At 36.6% G+C, this 19989-nt stretch carries 17 protein-coding genes and 1 pseudogene; 13 read left to right on the top strand and 5 right to left on the bottom strand.

From position 1 onward, the window contains the following. Positions 1 to 18: 18 nt before the first annotated feature. Together CXF59_RS10950 and CXF59_RS10945 are read right to left on the bottom strand one after the other, a co-directional pair. Positions 19 to 1386: a pitrilysin family protein gene (locus tag CXF59_RS10950; protein WP_101137817.1), complete on the bottom strand. Its 1368-nt coding sequence runs from the start codon at positions 1384 to 1386 to the stop codon at positions 19 to 21. Between the two features lie 60 nt (positions 1387 to 1446). Next, the gene (locus tag CXF59_RS10945; RefSeq protein WP_101137816.1) at positions 1447 to 2772 is read right to left on the bottom strand and encodes a pitrilysin family protein; all 1326 of its coding nucleotides are present in this window, start codon (positions 2770 to 2772) and stop codon (positions 1447 to 1449) included. Positions 2773 to 3015: 243 nt separating this feature from the next. Between CXF59_RS10945 and rplU the strand changes: the two genes are divergently transcribed. Together rplU and rpmA are read left to right on the top strand one after the other, a co-directional pair. Continuing rightward, positions 3016 to 3459 (top strand): 50S ribosomal protein L21, encoded by a 444-nt coding sequence (gene rplU, locus CXF59_RS10940; RefSeq protein WP_101137815.1) that lies wholly within the window; start codon positions 3016 to 3018, stop codon positions 3457 to 3459. 23 nt (positions 3460 to 3482) lie between these two features. Continuing rightward, positions 3483 to 3749, top strand: a complete 267-nt coding sequence (gene rpmA, locus CXF59_RS10935) for a 50S ribosomal protein L27 (RefSeq protein WP_091082981.1) — start codon at positions 3483 to 3485, stop codon at positions 3747 to 3749. 131 nt (positions 3750 to 3880) lie between these two features. Here the strand turns inward: rpmA and CXF59_RS10930 are convergent, their stop codons facing one another. Further along, positions 3881 to 5827 carry an aconitate hydratase gene (locus tag CXF59_RS10930; protein WP_101137814.1) on the bottom strand — a complete coding sequence of 649 codons (1947 nt, stop codon included), beginning with the start codon at positions 5825 to 5827 and terminating at the stop codon, positions 3881 to 3883. 194 nt (positions 5828 to 6021) lie between these two features. Between CXF59_RS10930 and CXF59_RS10925 the strand changes: the two are divergent. Then, positions 6022 to 6129: pseudogene (locus CXF59_RS10925) on the top strand (50S ribosomal protein L27); the annotation flags it as partial. A gap of 1167 nt (positions 6130 to 7296) precedes the next feature. Here the strand turns inward: CXF59_RS10925 and ahcY are convergent. Further along, positions 7297 to 8613, bottom strand: coding sequence for an adenosylhomocysteinase (gene ahcY / locus CXF59_RS10920; protein WP_101137813.1), 1317 nt, complete (start codon positions 8611 to 8613; stop codon positions 7297 to 7299). Positions 8614 to 8883: 270 nt separating this feature from the next. Between ahcY and CXF59_RS10915 the strand changes: the two genes are divergently transcribed. From CXF59_RS10915 to CXF59_RS10880, 8 genes are all read left to right on the top strand, one after another. Continuing rightward, positions 8884 to 9519: a 4'-phosphopantetheinyl transferase superfamily protein gene (locus CXF59_RS10915; RefSeq protein ID WP_101137812.1), complete on the top strand. Its 636-nt coding sequence runs from the start codon at positions 8884 to 8886 to the stop codon at positions 9517 to 9519. 50 nt (positions 9520 to 9569) lie between these two features. After that, the gene (locus CXF59_RS10910) at positions 9570 to 10283 is read left to right on the top strand and encodes a geranylgeranylglyceryl/heptaprenylglyceryl phosphate synthase (RefSeq protein ID WP_101137811.1); all 714 of its coding nucleotides are present in this window, start codon (positions 9570 to 9572) and stop codon (positions 10281 to 10283) included. 29 nt (positions 10284 to 10312) lie between these two features. Then, entirely contained in the window at positions 10313 to 10936 is a 624-nt protein-coding gene (gene pnuC, locus CXF59_RS10905) for a nicotinamide riboside transporter PnuC (protein ID WP_101137810.1), read from the top strand. Then, the gene (locus CXF59_RS10900; protein WP_101137809.1) at positions 10897 to 13011 is read left to right on the top strand and encodes a DUF4301 family protein; all 2115 of its coding nucleotides are present in this window, start codon (positions 10897 to 10899) and stop codon (positions 13009 to 13011) included. The genes pnuC and CXF59_RS10900 overlap by 40 nt, the downstream gene beginning before the upstream one ends. Positions 13012 to 13034: 23 nt before the next feature. Then, on the top strand, positions 13035 to 13439 hold the full coding sequence (gene arfB, locus CXF59_RS10895; RefSeq protein WP_101137808.1) for an alternative ribosome rescue aminoacyl-tRNA hydrolase ArfB: 405 nt from the start codon (positions 13035 to 13037) through the stop codon (positions 13437 to 13439). Positions 13440 to 13613: 174 nt separating this feature from the next. After that, a complete protein-coding gene (locus CXF59_RS10890) occupies positions 13614 to 15464 on the top strand; it encodes an ATP-binding protein (RefSeq protein ID WP_198554683.1) in 1851 nt (616 codons plus the stop codon). Between the two features lie 2 nt (positions 15465 to 15466). Beyond that, positions 15467 to 15844, top strand: a complete 378-nt coding sequence (locus tag CXF59_RS10885) for a response regulator (RefSeq protein WP_101137806.1) — start codon at positions 15467 to 15469, stop codon at positions 15842 to 15844. A gap of 287 nt (positions 15845 to 16131) precedes the next feature. Continuing rightward, positions 16132 to 18327, top strand: a complete 2196-nt coding sequence (locus CXF59_RS10880) for a TonB-dependent receptor (RefSeq protein WP_101137805.1) — start codon at positions 16132 to 16134, stop codon at positions 18325 to 18327. A 60-nt stretch (positions 18328 to 18387) separates the two neighbouring features. On the opposite strand, the gene CXF59_RS10875 is transcribed toward CXF59_RS10880, so the two are convergent. Beyond that, complete coding sequence (locus tag CXF59_RS10875) at positions 18388 to 18813, bottom strand: hypothetical protein (RefSeq protein ID WP_101137804.1); 426 nt, start codon at positions 18811 to 18813, stop codon at positions 18388 to 18390. A 163-nt stretch (positions 18814 to 18976) separates the two neighbouring features. Here CXF59_RS10875 and greA point away from each other — a divergent pair, with 163 nt between their 5' ends. Together greA and CXF59_RS10865 are read left to right on the top strand one after the other, a co-directional pair. Next, positions 18977 to 19462 (top strand): transcription elongation factor GreA, encoded by a 486-nt coding sequence (greA, locus tag CXF59_RS10870; RefSeq protein WP_101137803.1) that lies wholly within the window; start codon positions 18977 to 18979, stop codon positions 19460 to 19462. 61 nt (positions 19463 to 19523) lie between these two features. Next, on the top strand, positions 19524 to 19913 hold the full coding sequence (locus CXF59_RS10865; RefSeq protein ID WP_101137802.1) for an HIT family protein: 390 nt from the start codon (positions 19524 to 19526) through the stop codon (positions 19911 to 19913). Positions 19914 to 19989: the final 76 nt, after the last annotated feature.

The raw sequence follows: 19989 nt of genomic DNA, 5'->3' as shown, positions 1-19989 counted from the left end.
AGACTGGAACAGCTGTCTTTATTTTACGATAGGTTTCTCCGTTGGATGGCCAAATTTATCGAAGTAAAATAAGGGTATATTTAGTTTCTCCAATCCCGGAATAACATCCGAGCCCTTTCCTGCAATTATAATTCGGGTATTGTCAATCAGGAAATATTTATTCGCTGCTTTCAAAACATCGTCTGCTGTTACTGCATTTATTGTTTTGATATAATTTTCATAAAAGTCAGGAGTTAGCTCTTCTGTTTCAATATTTAAGGCATATCGTGCAATGGCAGTTGGTTTTTCCACCTGCATTACAAAACGCCCAATATATCCCGCTTTCACATTCTTTAACACTTCTTCAGATACTTTTTCAGTTCTTATTCTGTTGATTTCTTTGACGAATTCGACCACTGCGCTATCGGTTACGCTATTTTTTACTGAAGAGGCCGATTTTAATTTCGAAACATATTTTCCTGCCCCTATGATGGTACTGGCGCCATACGTCCAGCCGTGTTCTTCTCTTAAGTTCATGTTTAAGTAGCTGTTAAAGTCCCCTCCAAGTATATACGTAGCGATAACTGCTGGGAAAAAGTCTTTATCTGCCATTTTTAAATCTAAAGTGTTGACCAACGATATTTCGGACTGAACGGCATTGGGAACATCTACAAAATTGATTTGTGTAAAAGGAACGTTTTCTGGGGTGGTATAGGTTATTTTGGCGGTGTTTGTTCGTTTCCACGAGCCGAAAAGTTTCTCAACAACAGGTTTTACCTCCTTGTATTTTATATCTCCAATAATTACTAAATACGCGTTTTCTGGTGCGAAATAGGCCGAGTAGTTTGCTTTTACATCGGCAAGAGTAACGTTGTTAAGTGTTTCTTGCGTCGTGTATTCTCCCGCGGGATGGTTCATTCCGAAGGCTAGAGCATTAACAACTCTGTTAGCAATTGCGGGAACGCTTTTCTCTTGCGCTTTTATACCTTCCAGTAACTTTGCTTTTTCTTTGTCGAATTCTTCCTGAGTAAAATTAGGATACAACGCGCCGTAAGTTAAAAGTTGCAGTACGCGACCAGAATATTTAGAAAGGGCACTTGCGTAAGCGCCATGTGAATTAAAACCAATGGTAGCTCCCAGAAAATCGACTTCTTCATTAAAATCGTCTTTGGTGATTTTGATGTTTCCGCCTCCTATTAAGTTACTGCATAGTTCATCTACTCCCTTTTTACTGTCTTCTGCAAAAGGAGGATTGTCTATGGTCAGCTTAAAAGTGACTTTGGGTAATTTATGATCCTCTACAATCATTACTTTCAGTCCATTAGCTAAGAAAAATGTCTGTGGTTTATTAATGTTGACAACTGGTGGTTTTCCAGGTTGTGGTTGGGTGCGATCTTGTGTTTGCATAATTCCTGTTATAAATAATAGGATGAATATAATGATTGTTTTTTCGTAGTTCTGAAGGGCTTAATTCTGAACTGTTTCTATGCTAGGGATGTAATCCAGGACCAATCTCTGATTCGGATTCAGATATTTTTTTGCTACTTCCCTAATTTCTTCCCTACTGATGGAGTGATAAAGGTCAATCTCAGTATTAATCAAATTGATGTCTCCATAAAGCAAATGATATTTTGCTAAATTCTCGGCAATTCCCTCCACATTAGAGTTGTTGTCCACATATTGGTTTTCAAACTGATTTTGTAATTTTTGATAATCTTTTTCAGAGATCAAATTCGTTTGGATTTTTACGATTTCCTCATCGATTTCATTCAATAAATCGGCAGCGGTGTGTGTTCCCATCGGTAGGCCATAGATAATATACATTCCGTAATCTTCCTGACTGAAACCTACGGCGCCTATTTGAAGGGCTATCTTCTTTTCGTCAACGACTTTCTTGTATAATTTCGAACTCCTCCCGTCGCTTAAATACGATGATATAAAATCCAAAACGCGAGCGTCTCTCGTTTTCATTGAGGGTGTTCTGTAGGAAGCGACAACCATCGGTATTTGTATATTGGGGTCTTGGTACGTCGCTTTAATCGTTTGTGTTATCGGTTTCTCGACAAATGTTTGTTTTTTTAGTACTTCGCCTTTTTCGATAGGACCAAAGTATTTTTCAATCCATTCTTTTGCCTGATTTCTTTCGAAATCTCCAGCCACTACTAAAACAGCATTGTTAGGGATATAGAATTTTTTATGAAAATCTTTAAAATCCTCTAAAGTAGCTGTGTCTAAATGCTCCATGGAGCCAATAGTTGACCAGCGATATGGATGACTTTCGAACATGTTTTCCTTTACGATGGGCAAGATTTTGCCGTAAGGTTGGTTGTCGTAACGAGAGTTCTTTTCTTCCTTGATAACCCCGTTTTGGGTGTCGACCCCAATTTGATTAATGATAGGATGCATTAGTCTTTCGGATTCCATCCAAAGGGCCAGTTCTAAATTATTGGAAGGGAATACCTCATAGTAGTATGTGCGATCATCGGAAGTATTGGCATTATTTACTCCTCCGTTAGAAGTTACAATTTTAAACCATTCGCCTCTTTTGATGTTTTTAGTTCCTTCAAATAACAGATGTTCGAAAAAATGGGCAAAACCTGTTTTTTCTGGATTTTCATCTTTGGATCCTACATGATACATCACCGAAGTTATTACAACGGGTGCTGAAGGATCATGGTGCAATATAACATGCAGGCCATTGTCCAGATTGTATTCTTCAAAAGCTATTTTTTGGGCAGAAGCGACTCCGCCAAGGGGGAGCGCATTAGTTAATCCCATTATTGATTTTTCCATAAAGAGTTATAAAATGCGTTTACAATAGATAAAAACTAAAGTTATTGCTAGTTCAAAAATACCTTTTTTTAATGAGGTGTGTCTAGTATTCCGCTTTTTTAAGGAAAGGATAGTGATTTTGGGAAGGTAAATCCTTGAAAACAGGTTGAAAAGCAAAGATATTATATTTTTAGTTTTAAGGGTTTGCACAATAAAAATTAAATTGTATATTTGCAACCTTAAAAATCAATAAATCAATTTGGTATGTATGCAATCGTAGAGATAGCAGGGCAACAATTCAAAGTAAGCAAAGACCTAAAGGTTTACGTTCACCGTTTGACAAATGAAGAAGGAACTACAGTTTCTTTCGACAAAGTTTATTTGTTAGACGACAATGGCGTAATCACAATAGGCGCCCCCGCTATAGAAGGTGCTTCAGTAGAAGCTAAAGTGTTACAACACTTAAAAGGAGATAAAGTTATCGTTTTCAAAAAGAAAAGAAGAAAAGGGTACAAAAAGAGAAATGGTCATAGACAATTTCTTACTCAAATTGTAATCGAAGGTATTACTGCAGCAGGTGCTAAAAAAGCTACTCCTAAGAAAGAAGCAGCTCCTAAGAAAGCGGCGGTAGAAGCAAGTACTGAAGAAGCTCCGGCTTCGAAAGTAAAAAAAGCTCCTAAAGCTAAAAAAGAAGATACTAAAGAATAATAATAATATTAAACTAATACGTCATGGCTCACAAGAAAGGTGTCGGTAGTTCCAAGAATGGTAGAGAATCAGAATCAAAACGTTTAGGTGTTAAGATTTTTGGAGGACAAGCTGCTATTGCAGGGAACATCATCGTAAGACAAAGAGGTTCAAAACACAATCCAGGTGCAAATGTTTACATCAGTAAAGATCACACCCTACACGCAAGAGTAGATGGAGTTGTACACTTCCAAAAGAAAAGAGATAACAAATCATACGTTTCAATACTTCCATTTGAAGTTGAAGCATAATTGATTTACTCAGTTGATTAAACAACCCGTTCCGATTTATTTCGGGACGGGTTTTTTGTTTTAGAATTAATCTCTATAAAGAATACTGCTCTAATACTCAAAAAAGGGCAAGAAAATGCCTGTTCGACATATTACTTATGTTTTACTAAATTAATGACCCCGCCTTTTAAGATAATTTCAGCTTGCCTATTGCTGATAGTATAAGTGAGCATGATTTGAAGGTCTTTTCCCTTTACTGTAGCGGTTACCAAATCGTTATTTTTGATTGCTGACCTTAGTTCTTTTATAATTAAAACATCACCTTGTTCCAGTTTGTCCCAGTCGGCCGCATTCTTAAATTCGAACGGAACAATACCAAAGTTAATCAAGTTCTGCCAACCAATGCGGGCGTATGATTTGGCGATAGCAAACTTTTGACCGAGATATTTGGGCGCTATAGCGGCATGTTCCCTGCTTGATCCTTGTGCAAAATTATCACCCGCTATAACACAATACCCCTCGTGTTCTTTTTGGTTTTCAATGGCGCGATCATAGAAAGTTGGATCGATGGCGTAATAGGAGTACTTGCTTATTTCCGGAATATTGGAACGTAGTGGCAATACTTCAGCTCCCGCTTTTAGAATACCATCGGTAGAAATATCATCTCCCATTTTCAATAGAATAGGAACTTCCAGCGTATCGGGGAGTGCTTCAAATAAAGGAAGTGTTTTGATGTTTGGCCCTTTTATCAATTCTGTGGTGTGGCCATTTGTGGCGATTAGCATCTCTTTTACGATCTTTATTTTAACGGGTTCTTTCCATTGCGGATAGGAGATGTTCAGTAGTGATTCGAGATCTCTTGGATCGGTTATTTTTCCCGTCAATGCGGCGGCGGCGGCTGTTTCCGGGCTACACAAATATATTTTATCGTCTAATGTACCGGAACGTCCCGGGAAATTTCGGGGCATGGTTCTAAGGCTAATAGTGTTGGTGGCAGGAGCTTGTCCCATGCCGATGCATCCCATACAACCGGATTGGTGAAGACGTCCACCGGCAGCTATTAATGGACCCAAAGCCCCCATTTCCATTAAATTTTCTAACACTTGGCGGGAAGAAGGATTGACATCAAAAGAAATTTCAGGGGAAATAGCTTGCCCTTTTATAATTTCGGAGACAATCCAAAAATCGCGTAATCCTGGATTAGCAGAGGAGCCTAAGACCACTTGGTTTACAGCTAATCCACTCACTTCTCTAACCGAAACTACATCACCAGGGCTGCCGGGAAGTGCAATCAAAGGTTCTATGGTGGCCAAATCAATTTCAATTTCTTTATCGTAGGTAGCCCCCTCGTCTGCTTCAAGTAGTACCCATTCATCTTCTCTTTCTTCTTGTTTTAGGAATTCACGAGTGATCCCATCGGATGGAAAAACGGAAGTTGTCGCTCCTAGCTCCGTACCCATATTGGCGATGACATGACGATCCCAGGCGCTAAGCGTTTTCAAACCGGGACCATAATATTCCAAGATATATCCGCGTCCGCCAGTCACATCATATCTGCGAAGCATTTCTAGAACGATGTCTTTAGCACTCACCCAGTCAGGTAATTTTCCGATTAATTTGACGCCCATTATTTTTGGCATTTTTACATAATAAGGCTCACCTGCAGCTGCAAGAGCGACATCTAAGCCACCCGTTCCGATAGCAAGCATGCCAATCCCTCCTCCTGCTGGCGTATGGCTGTCAGATCCTAAGAGCGTTTTGCCAGGTCTGCCAAAACGTTCCATGTGCACCACGTGGCTAATTCCGTTTCCAGGTCTGCTAAACCAGAAGCCAAAACGTGCTGCCGCCGATTGCAAAAATAGATGATCGTCCATGTTCTTGTAATCCGTTTGGAGTAAGTTGTGATCGACGTACTGGACGGCGATTTCCGGTTTGGCTTTTTTTAGGTTAAAAGCTTCTAACTCTAGCATGACCAGCGTACCAGTGGCGTCTTGAAGTAGTATTTGATCAATTTTTAATCCGATTTCAGTTCCGGGAATCATCTCACCCGAAAGAAGATGGGAACTGATTAATTTTTGGCTGACATTTTGTGCTTTCATGATAGTAAGTATTAGAAACAGTTAGAGGCAATGGCGATATTTTTAATTCTCAGAAAAATACTTGACTCGATTTTATTTAATCAGATGTGTTATAATACTGAAAATCAGTATGTAAGTTAGTTAAAGTAATCGGTTTAAATGACAAAAAAAGGGAATCTTAATCGAGATAATAGGTGAATGGCTGTCTGCCTAAAAATGGTTACATCAGTAAAGATCACTCACTACGCGCAAGAGTAGATAGTGTTGTAGACTTCAAAAAGGAAGGCGATGATAAGTCGTATGTTTCAATACTTCCATTTGAAGTTGAAGTTGAATTGATTTCTTTAACCCAGTCTCTTCAAAAGAGAGGGGGTCTAAGTGTGAAATGGATTATGTTGACTGTTTGGTTGTTTATTGAGACGACAGGTGATTATAGCTGTATGCAGATGTTTAGTAGCACTGGGGGGTAAACATCTATATAGATTTTATGATAGTTGCGATTTGTGTATCGCGGTTTATATTATAGGTCGGAGCATTGTTCTCAACTTGTCAAATACTTAATGTAATTTAAAATAATAAAACACTGGAATGCACTCATTAATTGAGTATTGTTTTTATTTTCTCCGATATAAAATACTATTAATTGACCTGTATCGTTGTTTATGGTATATTCCCACACTTCGTTCTTTGAATATAAGAACTCGGTAAAAGAATACGAATCTGGGTTTTCAGAAGAATCAATCTTTTCTGTTTTTGCTAATTCCCATTTTTTTGAATTAGGGTATAATTCATAAAATAGAATTTTATCGTTGGTGATTGTTATCCTTTTACCAATTAAGCCATCAACTCGTATTGCCTAATTTGCTTTTTTAGAAATCCATTCGCAATTCCCTCGTAAACTATTTATTTTGTCTTTTCGAAAAATAGTTTTAAAGAATCTGTTTTTTTGATAGTAATTTGGATAATTTGAGTGTTTGCATTTGCTGAATAAACATATGTGGGTAATCGTACGACATTTAAATAGCCTGGATATGCTAAGTTTTTCTTGCTAATTTAAATGTTTCCTTTTGGTCCTCATAGTTCATATTATCTTGAGCCCAAATCTGAGCAGTCATAAATAGAAAAAAATATAGGAGTTTTCATTTTTATTTAATTTCGGATAATCTTTCTACGTAGCTTTAAGTTGGTCTTTTTATCAAATACACATATTTATAAAACTATTTTATAAGGTGTCTCTCTATTCGAAAAGCCATTGTGAGGATAATTTCCTAGTAAGAAATTATAATGTTGTTTAAATGAGGCTTCGTGAGGGATAGTAGTGGGAATACTTTACGGGAACGTAGTGGAGTAAGTATTGAAACGTATAGCCGGGCCCGAAATTGCGAGGAGGAACGACGAAGCAATCTGAAGAGTCACGCCCAAAAACAAAAAAACCCTTACATTTCTGCAAGGGTTTTGAAAATTCAATAATCTAAAAATTTAGTTTCAGACTAGTATCTGTAATATTCTGGTTTGAATGGACCTGTAACTTCAACGCCTATGTAAGCCGCTTGATCATCACGTAAAGTCTCTAATTCAACTCCTAATTTAGCAAGGTGTAACATTGCTACTTTCTCATCTAAGTGTTTTGGTAACATGTATACATCATTGTTGTATGCTGCACTGTTTTTCCACAATTCAATTTGAGCTAAAGTTTGGTTTGTAAATGAGTTACTCATTACAAAACTTGGGTGACCTGTAGCACAACCAAGGTTAACTAAACGACCTTCAGCCAAAAGGATGATATCTTTACCATCGATAGTGTATTTGTCTACTTGTGGTTTGATTTCTACTTTAGAAGCACCATGGTTTGTATTTAACCAAGTAACAGCGATTTCGTTGTCAAAATGTCCAATATTACAAACGATAGTTTTATCTTTCATTTGTTCGAAATGACTTCCAAGAACGATATCCTTATTTCCGGTTGTAGTAATTACTATATCAGCATTTCCAACAACAGTGTTTAATTTTTTCACTTCAAAACCGTCCATTGCAGCTTGTAAAGCACAGATAGGATCGATTTCAGTAACCGTAACGATAGAACCAGCACCTCTAAAAGAAGCAGCAGTACCTTTTCCTACGTCACCGTATCCACATACCACAACTCTTTTTCCAGCAAGCATTATATCAGTTGCACGACGAACTGCATCTACTGCAGATTCTTTACAACCATATTTGTTGTCAAATTTCGATTTAGTAACCGAGTCATTAACGTTGATTGCGGGCATTGGTAAAGTTCCAGCCTTTACTCTTTCGTACAATCTGTGAACACCAGTTGTAGTCTCTTCCGATAAACCTTTGATTCCAGCAACTAATTCTGGGTAACGGTCAATAACCATGTTAGTTAAATCTCCACCGTCGTCAAGAATCATGTTCAATGGTTTTCTGTCTTCACCAAAGAATAATGTTTGCTCGATACACCAGTCAAAATCAACTTCGTTCAACCCTTTCCAAGCGTAAACTTGAATTCCAGCAGCAGCCATAGCAGCAGCAGCTTGATCTTGAGTAGAGAAAATATTGCAAGAAGACCAAGTAACTTCAGCACCAAGAGCGATTAAAGTCTCGATTAAAACAGCAGTTTGAATTGTCATGTGAAGACATCCAGCGATACGAGAACCAGCAAGTGGTTGTTCGTCTTTATATTCAGAACGAAGTGCCATTAAACCTGGCATTTCAGCTTCTGCCAATTCAATTTCTTTTCTTCCCCAGGCTGCTAGAGAAATGTCTTTTACTTTGAAAGCCACAAAAGGCATAGTTGTCGTACTCATTTATAGTATATTTGTATTGTATTTTTTTGCAAATTTACGGAATAACTTATGATTTAAAAAGGATTCGCTTATATTTATGAATTGTTTAATAGTGTAATCTTTTAAAAATCAGTAAAATAATAATTTAAATGCCCTTTAGCTTTATTTGCAGGAGCTAATCCCGCTGTTCACTATATCTTTTTATCTGGAACTTGTTTTGGTAACCAGAAGCTATTTGCAAGATAAAAAGGATGCCGTTTCCATCGGGGCTATGAAAATCAATTATATATCATGCCTTTATACAAAACGATACGCTTTAGTTCTACAACACAAATTTTCGTTTGGAAAATCACCGAATCCTTTGAGCAATTAAACAATGAAGTACAACTAAACGAGAAAAACTGCATTCGTCTTGAGGGAATGAAGTCTGAAATACATCAACGGGGTTTTTTAAGTGTTCGCAAACTATTGCAAACAGCCGGTTATACTGATTTTGATTTGTACTATGATGAATTGGGGAAACCGCATCTAAAAGATGATAAATACATTTCGATAACGCATTCTCATAATTTTTCGGCTATTATCGTTAGCAACAAAACCGTTGGAATCGATGTTGAATTGCAGCGGGACAAAATAATCCGTATCGCTGATAAGTTTGTCGATGTCGAATCTAGCTATTTAAATCAAAGTGATTTAAGCAGCTACATCAAAAAGTTGACTATAATTTGGGGAGCCAAAGAAGCTATTTTTAAAATTAGAAACGAAAAAGGAATCAGTTTCAAAGAGCATATCAAAGTGAGTGCTTTTGAAATGGAGGATACAGTGGCCGCAGCCGAACTTCACTATGACACCATAATCAGGGATTTTACGATTTATTTTGAAGAAATAGAAAATTTTATTTTGGTTCATGCTTGTGAGAAGCAGTAATCAGTATTCAGAAAAAAATCACTTAAAAACACGTTATCTGCGTGCCAAAAATGACAGACATATATAAGCAAATCGTAGTATCTAAAAAGGAGGCAAAAAAACTCCTTGCCATTCTTATCGATCCCGACAAAGTGATTTGGAAAGATCTCGAATTGTTGACTGCAAAAATCAACCAATCCCCCGCAACACATATATTTATTGGCGGAAGCCAGGTTGTAACAAACAGAATTGACGAATTAATTTCTAGCCTGAAGCAAAAAGTCAATTTGCCTATGGTGCTTTTCCCGGGAAATCCATCGCAGATTTCTAATGAGGCCGATGCTATTTTATTCCTTTCGTTGATTTCCGGTAGAAATCCAGATTATCTTATTGAACATCAGGTGAAAGCGGCAGCTGTTTTAAAGGCCACCCAACTTGAAGTGATTTCTACAGGATATATGCTCATCGAAAGCGGAACGGAAACTGCCGTGGAACGTGTGAGTAAAACAACACCTTTGGATAGAAACAATCTTGATTTGGCATTGGCGACAGCACAAGCGGGAGAGATGCTAGGCAGTAAATTAATTTATCTGGAAGCTGGAAGCGGAGCTAGACTTGCTGTGCCTGTCGAAATGATTGAATTAATAGCCCAAAATATTAAAATACCATTAATTGTTGGAGGCGGAATCGTAGATTTACCCGATATTCAAAAAGCTTATGACGCAGGCGCTGATTTGGTCGTGATAGGAACCGCTTTTGAAAATGACCTCGATTTTTTTTGTTAAATAGACCGGTTAAGACTTAATACCATACAATGATAGAATTTTTTCTAAATGCCTACAAAGATGTTTCCACCACCCATATAGTATTGGAGTTCATTGTTTTTGTTTTCGGAATTTTGAGCGTTTTGTTCGCTAAAAAAGAGAACATTTGGGTTTACCCCACAGGATTGATAGCGACGATAATTTCGGTTTATTTGCTTTTTATCGCGGGCTATCTTGGTGACATGATGATTAACGGCTACTTTACAATCATGAGTTTTTACGGATGGTACAAATGGACCAAGAAAGTTAAAGGTGCTGATAACCTGCCAATCACAAGAACGAATAACAAAGAAAAAACAATAGGGTTCCTGCTGTTTTTTGTCACAGTTTTTGTAGTTTTCGGGATATATAAATTCTTTGATTATACGATAAACATAGATAATTACGTTGATATTTTCGCTTCGGGAATATTTTTCACAGCCATGTGGTATATGGCCAACAAAAAAATCGAGAACTGGACGCTTTGGATTATCGGCGATCTGATCGTTACCCCATTGTATGCTTATCGCGGATTGGGGATGCTGTCGTTACAATATTTAATTTTTACAATTTTAGCTATATACGCCTATTTAGAATGGAGGAAAATCTTACGCAAGAGCAATCTGCAATTATAAAAATCGCAATGTTTGGTCCAGAAAGTACTGGCAAAACAACTTTGGCAATTCAATTGGCCGAATACTATAAAACGGCCTGGGTTTCCGAATTTGCAAGGGATTATTTACAGGAAAAATGGGATAAAAATCAGCTTATTTGCGATGTTGATGATATGCTGCCAATAGCTTATGGTCAGACTAAATTAGAAAATGAAAAGCTTGCAATAGCTAATAAATATCTATTTTGCGACACTAATCTAATGGTCACAAAAGTATTTTCGGAAGTGTATTATCGATATTGTGATCCGCAGCTGGATGAGGCCGCCCAAAAGCATGAATACGATTTGTTCTTTCTTACTGATATTGATGTGCCATGGGAAAAAGACGATCTGAGAGACAAACCCGAGGGCAGGAAATCAGTTTTTGAGGTTTTTAAGAAAACATTAATAGATAATAGGAAACCATTTATAACTCTTTCGGGTGACACGGATTTACGCCTTGAAAAAGCGATTGCAATTATAGATGATTTGACAAAAGCGCAAGAAATGGGATTATATTCCCGCGATTTTGTTCAAATCTATGAGCGTGGAATTCCATTGGAGAATTTTGAAAAACAGTTGGACATTTTTAAAAACGGCAATTCAAAAATGGTTTTGATTGAACCCGCCGTTTTGTTTAACGGGATTTTAAAATTGTCTGACACTGATTTTTTGCATAAAGCCGCTTTTTTTGACGCACACAAATCTGATTTGAAATTAATGAAATTCGTTCCTGCTTCCGGTGCCGCAAGTAGAATGTTCAAATTCCTGAGTGAATTCTTGAATGAATACGATATATTGAACGAAAGTATCAATGCTTATATTAATAGAAAAAAAGACAATGCGCTCGCGATTTTCATTGTTGGGATGGATAAGTTTGCATTTTTCGATACGATTGACGCTAAATTAAAGAAGGAATTTAGTGATTTTGATTCACTCGGTCGCGATTATAAAAACTATTATTTCATAAAAGCGCTTTTGGCTTCTGATTATTTTGATTTTGCCAGCAAACCTAAAGGAATTTTACCTTTCCATAAATACCTTGCGAATATTGCGACTCCCATTGAAGAACATTTGTATGAATGTGGCTACTATTCGAGTTCGAACGGTAATTCTTATTTGCATTTTACGGTATCCGAAGAACATCAAGATCAATTTGAAAACATAGTCAGTTTAATAAAAAGTAAAGTTGAGAAAGAGGCGGACACTACAATAAACGTTAGTTACTCTTTTCAAAATAAAAGTACGGACACGATCGCTGTTGACGCTTCAAATAGCCCGTTTAGAGATGCAAACGGAGAATTGTTATTCAGACCCGGCGGTCATGGAGCTTTAATTGAAAACCTGAACGACTTGGAAGTGGATATCGTCTTTATAAAAAACATTGACAACGTAATTCTTCATAGTAATGAAACTATTGCTCTGTACAAGAAGGCCTTGGCTGGATTGCTTGTCGAATTGCAACAGCAGGTTTTTAGTTACTTGAGGCTGATTGACTCTAATTCAATAGGAGAAGAACAAATTGAGGAGATCAGCAGTTTTTTGAAAGAAAAATTGAATGTAGGAATGGAAACTGACTTCCATGAATTACCTTTTGAAAATAAATTGGAGGGCATTAAGGAGGCTTTAAATCGACCGATTCGCATATGCGGAATGGTGAAAAACGAAGGGGAACCCGGAGGGGGGCCTTTTTGGGTATGGAACGAAAGCAGAATCATTTCATTGCAAATAGTCGAATCATCGCAAGTAGATTTGGATGATGAGAGCCAATTCAGTATTATGTCCGCATCTACACATTTTAATCCCGTGGATTTAGTTTGTGGAATTAAGAATTATAAAAACGAAAAATTCGATCTTACTCGGTTTGTTGACCAGAACAGTGGTTTTATTGTAGAAAGGAACAACGCAGGAAAACAAATCAGGACCTATGAATTGCCGGGTTTATGGAATGGTGCCATGGCGAACTGGTTAACTGTTTTTGTTGAGGTTCCATTAGTCACTTTCAATCCGGTGAAAACAGTAAATGATTTACTGAAAGCGGCACATCAACCAAAATAATTTCTGAAATAATTTAAGCATAAATGGAAATTCAAAAACTAATATCAGAATTAAATTATAAAGCGGTTCGCAGTAGCGGGGCGGGCGGCCAGAATGTTAACAAAGTTTCGTCAAAAGTGGTGTTGTCCTTTGATTTGAAAATTTCTCAGGCGTTAACTGAGGAAGAAAAAACATTACTGGAAACGAATCTGTCTTCGCGATTAACCGCAGATTCAATACTAATCCTGAATTGTGATGAAGATCGAAGCCAATTAAGGAACAAGGATATTGTCACTAAACGCTTTTTAGAACTTGTCAAGAAGGGATTAATTGTGCAAAAAGCTAGGAAAGTAACCAGGGTGCCAAAATCAGCTATTAGAAAACGGATAAAGAACAAAAAAAACACATCCCAATTGAAGCAAAGTCGGCGGAATCCAGATGTGGATTAAATAGGATCTGATAATAGTCAAAAAGTGTTTAATGATACTTTTAGTCAGATTGGGTGTCTTTTAATTAATTTTGAGCGTCTTTCACTGTAAGCATTGTCGTATATTTGGCGCAGTGCAGATGGTCAAGTAGTGTGATGCGGTTTTCTGTAGATGAAATTTTTTCAAATTAAAGCAATGACTCTTTCCATTAGAGAAAGAGCAAGTAATGATTTAGAGCACAATAGTTTAGTTACACATATAGGATTAAAAAAACAAATGAAGGGAAAGCTGAAGCAAATATTAAACAAATTACTTACGATTAGGGGACTTAAAAAGTCTATTTTTATCCCTTTTTTTTTGTTTGCCATTATATTTATAGCAGTATCTCTTACAACCGTTTACTTGTTGCAGAAGACTTCGATACAAAAAGAGGTTTCGTTTGAATATAGAAATATTGACACGATGCTTGAAGAAAAAATAAAATCTGAAGCCATAAATCTCCGGTTGTTTATTGATCGGTTAACTACAAATGATTCTTTGGTGCAAGCTTTAAAAATGAATGACCGTAAGGAGTTACGAAAAATTTCAAAGTCTTATTACAAAAAAGAGGGTTTGGAGGTAAATCCCGATTTGTTAAATTTTATTTCAGTTGATGGGATTGTTAGGTATAGAAGTCATCGTCCTAATGAATTTGGAGAAAGTATAGCTCAACGGGTTATATTTAAAAGAGCATTCAAGACGGGAGCGGGCTTTTTTCATATTGATTCGGGAACTTATTCAGATGTTTGTTTAAAAGTAATTGTACCAGTACGCGATACTACTCAAAAAGTGGTGGGTTACGTCATTGTTGGAAAAGAATTTAATAAAGTATTAGAGGAAACCGCCAAGCAGTCACATATGGATTTTCTTTTTTTTGCTGAAAGAAATGTACTCAATTTAAAATTAAATAAAGATAAAATTGAGAAGTTCGGGCTATTTAAGAAAGGGAACGACAGTTTGTTTTTAGAATGGTCAACGCTTCCAGCAGAAACTAAAATTACAAGAAGCGTAATTGAAGAGAAAATAAATTCAGATTCAATATCAACCGTAAAGTTGAATGGCATTGATTATCTGTCAAAATCATTCGCTTTGACTAATTTTGATGATACAGAATTTGGGGATGTGTTTGTTTTACATGACAATTCAATTCACATGAGTGATTTGAAGAAAAGCATTGCCTATTTAATTTTAATTTCAGTTTTGATGATAACTTTTCTGTCATTAATTTTTAATGGTATTCTAAATAAAGTGGTGAAAAACTTATTTGATAAAAATCAAAAATTGAGGTTAGAGTTAAAAAAAAGAAGGAGTCTTGATAAAAAGTTATTTGACAACAATAATGAATTAAAACAAATGACTTTGATTGCTTCTCATGATCTTAGGAGCCCTTTGACCAATTTGGAGGGGTTACTGGACCTTTTACAAAACGAGGGTGCCGATCCAGAGTTTAATTCTGTATTAATTGATAATGCCATCTCTAGTGTTGAATTGATGAAAAATACAATAGATAGTTTAACAACTATTATTAAACAAAAGGAAAGTTTTTCAAAGGAGGATTTAAAGGAACGCAATATTGAACCTATATTCAATAATGTGATTTTGCAAATTAAATATCTTATTGATGAAAAGCAAATAGCTATAAAATCAGATTTTTCTGAGTGTCCTGCTTTTTTAATATCGGATATTCATTTAAACAGTGTTTTGCTGAACATACTAAGCAATGCTGTCAAGTACGCTTCGGAGAATCCTGAAACAGCAAAATTTATTGAAGTCACCACTAAAATAGAGAATGAAACTAGGTCAATTATAATAAAAGATAATGGTATTGGGTTTGACTCTAATTTTCAAAAAGAGAAGCTTTTTAAACCTTTTAAACGTTTTCATCATGAGAGGACAGGGAGCGGAATAGGGTTGTATTTGACTAAACTAATTGTTGAAAATTATAATGGTATAATCCAAATTGAAAGTGAAGTAAGCAAAGGTACAACCGTTAAAATAGATCTGTAAATATGGGAAAGCCAAATTTTATATTGGTTGATGACGATAAAATCATGTTGTTTTTAATTGAGTTTGAAATTAAAAAGCATTTTGAAAATAGCTCTATAGTAAGTTACGTTAAATCGGATGTTGCTTATGATTTTATTCAAGGGAACTTCCACGGGTTAGCAGAAACGGTAGTTTTATTAGACTTAAATATGCCCGTTATGGATGGTTTTCAGGTATTGGAGAATTTAAATACAATTTCGCATAATTTGAAAGTGGTTATTGTTACAAGTTCAATTTCTGATGAAGATAGGGAAAAAACAATGGCTTATCCCTTTGTTTGTGGTCATATTAATAAACCGCTTAAAGGTTTAGAATTAAAAGGCATACTTGAAAACAGCTAAAAAGAAGTGATAGGTTTTAATAAAAAAGTGACTTTTAAAGGAAACGATATTAAATTATAATTTCTTGTTTGATTTTTGTTTTTTTTAAGATTACATTTGCAGCGTCTCAAAGGGGTGCTCTAAATAACGAGCTGAGATCATACCCAACGAACCTGAGCGAGTAATGTCGCTAAGGGAAAAAATGACAAAAAAATAGCGTGCACACTATCTATTTGTCATAGAAAACAATCATTTATTAATTTAACAAAAGGAATAATTCCCCCTTTTATTCGTAATCTTATTTACGGATGAATACTATTTTTAATTTTTCTCGCCACACTGGCGCAAAGACACAAAGTCTAACTTTTTTGCTGTCTGTTTTCTTTTCTCTATTTTCTTTTCTCTCTTTTGCACAAGTCAAAGACACTACCACAGTTAATACATTGGATGAGGTATTGGTTTCTGCTATTCGAGTTACTACAAAAACGCCGGTTAGCTTTAGTAATTTAGACAAAAAGGATGTCAAGTTTAGAAACTTAGGACAAGATATTCCTATTTTAATGAATTACTTACCCTCAGTTGTAACTACTTCTGATGCCGGAAATGGAGTAGGTTATACCGGTATTCGTGTCCGTGGTAGCGATGCTACTCGTGTGAATGTAACCATCAACGGGATTCCCTATAACGATTCAGAAAGTCACGGTACCTATTGGGTTAACATGCCTGATTTCGCTTCCTCGCTAGAAAGTGTGCAGCTGCAACGCGGCGTGGGTACTTCTACTAATGGGTCCGGAGCTTTTGGCGCAAGTCTGAACATGCTTACGGATAGTTATGCCAAAGAAAGCAACGGGGAAATTTCGAATTCTTTCGGGAGTTTCAATACCCGAAAACATACGGTGAAATTCAGTACGGGTTTGATGGATGATCATTTTGAATTGGCCGGACGATTGTCCGCGTTGAAATCTGACGGGTACATTGATCGTGCAAGTTCTGACTTGAAATCGTATTTCCTGCAAGGGACTTATGTGGGCAAGACGACCTTGATTAAAGCGTTAGCCTTTGGCGGAAAAGAAAAAACCTACCAATCCTGGAATGGTATCGATGCTGAAACGGTAATCAGCGACAGAACGTTTAATACGGCCGGAATATTCACGGATGAGGCTGGTAACATGCGTTTTTATGATAACGAAACGGATAATTACCAACAAGATCATTTCCAATTGCATTGGAGTGAAAAAGTATCAGAGCACTGGAATACTAATCTTGCTTTTTTCTATTCAAAAGGGAAAGGCTATTATGAAAATTACAAGGAAGATGCCGATATGGCGGATTATGGCTTGCTTGCCGTTGGTGCCGTAACGACTGCGGACCTCGTTCGCCAAAAGTGGTTGGACAATGATTTTTACGGAACCACGTTCTCTGCCAATTACAAAACCGAAAAGCTGGATGTCATACTTGGTGGAGGTTACAACAAATACGAAGGAAGCCATTTTGGAAAAGTGATTTGGGCGCGTTTTGCTTCGCAAAGCGAATTGGGCGATCGCTACTATGATGATGCGGCGACCAAAACAGACGGCAATGTTTTTGCGAAAGCCAATTATCAGATAGCGGACAAGTTAAGCCTCTTCGGAGATTTGCAATTGAGAAATGTGCATTACAAAGCCAATAGCCCTGAAACGGGTTTGGTAAATGATAACTTTAATTTCTTCAACCCAAAAACTGGGTTGAGTTTTGAGATTAACAGCAACAATCAATTGTATGCTTCGTATGCGAGAGCGAACCGCGAGCCTAACAGAACCGACTATGAAAACGGAAGTCCAAGACCCGAAAAACTGAATGATTTTGAATTCGGATTGCGTCATAATACTGCAAAAGTGAAGTTGAATGCGAATGTTTATTACATGGCCTACAAAGACCAGTTGATCTTAACCGGAGAGTTAGATGACGTGGGAAGCCCCATTCGGAAAAACAGCGGGGACAGCTACCGTCTAGGTCTTGAGGTTGACGCCACTATAGCGTTATTGGATAACTTGATCATCCGACCAAACTTTACCATAAGCAGTAACAAAAACAGAGATTTTCGTTTTGAAAGAGACGGCGTCTTGACCGCTTTGGGTAACACCAATATCGCCTATTCACCAGAATTCATAGCGGGTAACATACTGACCTTTTTACCGGTCAGCAATTTTCAGGTTTCGTTTTTGTCCAAAATAGTGGGAGAGCAATATATGGGAAATATAGATTCAGAAGGGTCTAAATTGAAATCCTATTTTGTCAACGATTTGAATGTTTCTTACGAGTTCAAACCTAAGTCGGTTTTCAAATCCATACTATTAACGGGATTAGTCAATAATATTTTTGATTACAAGTATGTTTCAAACGGATATTTCTTTACTTATGATGACAACTACAGTGATCCAAACCAGATAGCAACAATTGAAGGAGCAGGGTATTATCCCCAAGCGGGAATCAACTTCTTAGTTGGTTTGACATTGAAGTTTTAGATAAAAAATATACTGCTATATGTTTAAAAAGCCCGAAAGTTCTTCTTTCGGGCTTTTGTGTTAATTATAAACTCGCAATATATTTCCATTAACCTCCACACGATACTGTTTTAAAGGATATTGTAATCCACTCTGACCTGTAACCTGACCAGTAAATAAACTGTATTCGACATTGTCACAGGGACAGACTATATTAATGCCTTTCAGGGTCATAATGCCACAACTGCTCGGTGCCTGATTTGGGCATGCAGCATCAAATGCATTGTAGCCACTTCCAGTATTGAAAATATAAATTCCTTTGATGCCCACAGCTGAATAATAGACTGCATTACTTGGAAATTGAAGATCAGAATAAGCAGGCAAGTTCATTTTGATATCTATGGTAAACGTGTAGTTAGGAAGGTAGGGGTTGTTATTGTTAAAACCACTGTCGCTGCAGCCAAAAAAGAAGGGTAATATTGCGAGTAGGATGAAGTGTTTTTTCATTGTTTAAAATAAATTGAAAGTATTAGTGAAACAAATTTAATTTATTTACATTTGAATTATATATGAATAACATATAATTATTCACTAGAAAAAATAAAAGTATCTTTGTGGAAAGAAATCCCGTCCTGATGGGATTTTTTCTATTTACATAAACGATGAAATTATGAGCGCAATATCTTATTACACGGCAGAAGGATTAAAGAAACTGAGAGAGGAATTAGACTATTTAAAAAGCGTAATGCGTCCAAAAGCATCTGCAGATATAGCTGAGGCAAGAGATAAAGGAGATTTATCTGAAAATGCGGAGTATGATGCTGCAAAAGAAGCACAAGGAATGCTTGAAATGAGAATTGCGAAACTCGAAGAAGTACATTCTAATGCGAGACTGATTGATGAAACAAATCTTGATATTTCTAAGGTTTTGGTTTTGTCTAATGTGAAAATAAAGAACCAATCTAACGGAATGGAAATGAATTATAAGCTTGTTGCTGAAAGCGAAGCGGATTTAAAAACCGGAAAAATATCAGTTACCTCACCTATAGGGAAAGGATTACTTGGTAAAAAGGTAGGCGATGTTGCTGAAATTACGGTTCCAAGCGGAGTGTTAAAATTCGAGATTTTAGAAATTACCCGTGACCAAAGCGTTTAATTTCTGTTTTCAGGAAACTACATTATAATACGGTTTACAAATACAATTTAATACTTAGCATATGAGTTCAATATTCACTAAAATAGTAAACGGAGAAATTCCTTGTTATAAAATAGCCGAAGACGATAATTATTTGGCTTTTTTGGATGTAAACCCAAATGCAAAAGGACATACTCTGTGTATTCCAAAATTTGAAGTCGATAAGATTTTTGATATGGATGAAGCACATTATTTAGGGCTGATGCATTTTTCAAGAAAAGTGGCTATTGCCTTAGAAAAAGCAGTTCCTTGCAAAAGGGTAGGTATGGCAGTCGTAGGACTGGAAGTTCCTCATGCACATGTTCATCTTATTCCATTGAATGAGATGGATGAAATGCGTTTTCAAAACAAAGTATCTTTATCTACAGCAGAATTTGAAGCATTGGCAGAAAATATTAAAGCAAAAATGTAGCTTTTCAAATAAATTGGTACAGTTTTCGTTTACAAGGGAATAGGTGAAAACTTAATCCCTTTTTATTTATACGGAA

Source organism: Flavobacterium sp. ALD4 (genome assembly GCF_002836475.1).
Taxonomy (GTDB): Bacteria; Bacteroidota; Bacteroidia; order Flavobacteriales; family Flavobacteriaceae; genus Flavobacterium.
The sequence above is the reverse complement of the archived record's forward strand: the minus strand, read 5'-3'. Positions and strand labels throughout refer to the sequence as shown.

What these genes read in the sequence shown, in the direction of transcription:
- CXF59_RS10950 (WP_101137817.1), bottom strand. Translation starts at nt 1,386, where the DNA reads ATGCAAACACAAGATCGCACCCAACCACAACCTGGAAAACCACCAGTT.
- CXF59_RS10945 (WP_101137816.1), bottom strand. Translation starts at nt 2,772, where the DNA reads ATGGAAAAATCAATAATGGGATTAACTAATGCGCTCCCCCTTGGCGGA.
- rplU (WP_101137815.1), top strand. Translation starts at nt 3,016, where the DNA reads ATGTATGCAATCGTAGAGATAGCAGGGCAACAATTCAAAGTAAGCAAA.
- rpmA (WP_091082981.1), top strand. Translation starts at nt 3,483, where the DNA reads ATGGCTCACAAGAAAGGTGTCGGTAGTTCCAAGAATGGTAGAGAATCA.
- CXF59_RS10930 (WP_101137814.1), bottom strand. Translation starts at nt 5,827, where the DNA reads ATGAAAGCACAAAATGTCAGCCAAAAATTAATCAGTTCCCATCTTCTT.
- ahcY (WP_101137813.1), bottom strand. Translation starts at nt 8,613, where the DNA reads ATGAGTACGACAACTATGCCTTTTGTGGCTTTCAAAGTAAAAGACATT.
- CXF59_RS10915 (WP_101137812.1), top strand. Translation starts at nt 8,884, where the DNA reads ATGCCTTTATACAAAACGATACGCTTTAGTTCTACAACACAAATTTTC.
- CXF59_RS10910 (WP_101137811.1), top strand. Translation starts at nt 9,570, where the DNA reads ATGACAGACATATATAAGCAAATCGTAGTATCTAAAAAGGAGGCAAAA.
- pnuC (WP_101137810.1), top strand. Translation starts at nt 10,313, where the DNA reads ATGATAGAATTTTTTCTAAATGCCTACAAAGATGTTTCCACCACCCAT.
- CXF59_RS10900 (WP_101137809.1), top strand. Translation starts at nt 10,897, where the DNA reads ATGGAGGAAAATCTTACGCAAGAGCAATCTGCAATTATAAAAATCGCA.
- arfB (WP_101137808.1), top strand. Translation starts at nt 13,035, where the DNA reads ATGGAAATTCAAAAACTAATATCAGAATTAAATTATAAAGCGGTTCGC.
- CXF59_RS10890 (WP_198554683.1), top strand. Translation starts at nt 13,614, where the DNA reads ATGACTCTTTCCATTAGAGAAAGAGCAAGTAATGATTTAGAGCACAAT.
- CXF59_RS10885 (WP_101137806.1), top strand. Translation starts at nt 15,467, where the DNA reads ATGGGAAAGCCAAATTTTATATTGGTTGATGACGATAAAATCATGTTG.
- CXF59_RS10880 (WP_101137805.1), top strand. Translation starts at nt 16,132, where the DNA reads ATGAATACTATTTTTAATTTTTCTCGCCACACTGGCGCAAAGACACAA.
- CXF59_RS10875 (WP_101137804.1), bottom strand. Translation starts at nt 18,813, where the DNA reads ATGAAAAAACACTTCATCCTACTCGCAATATTACCCTTCTTTTTTGGC.
- greA (WP_101137803.1), top strand. Translation starts at nt 18,977, where the DNA reads ATGAGCGCAATATCTTATTACACGGCAGAAGGATTAAAGAAACTGAGA.
- CXF59_RS10865 (WP_101137802.1), top strand. Translation starts at nt 19,524, where the DNA reads ATGAGTTCAATATTCACTAAAATAGTAAACGGAGAAATTCCTTGTTAT.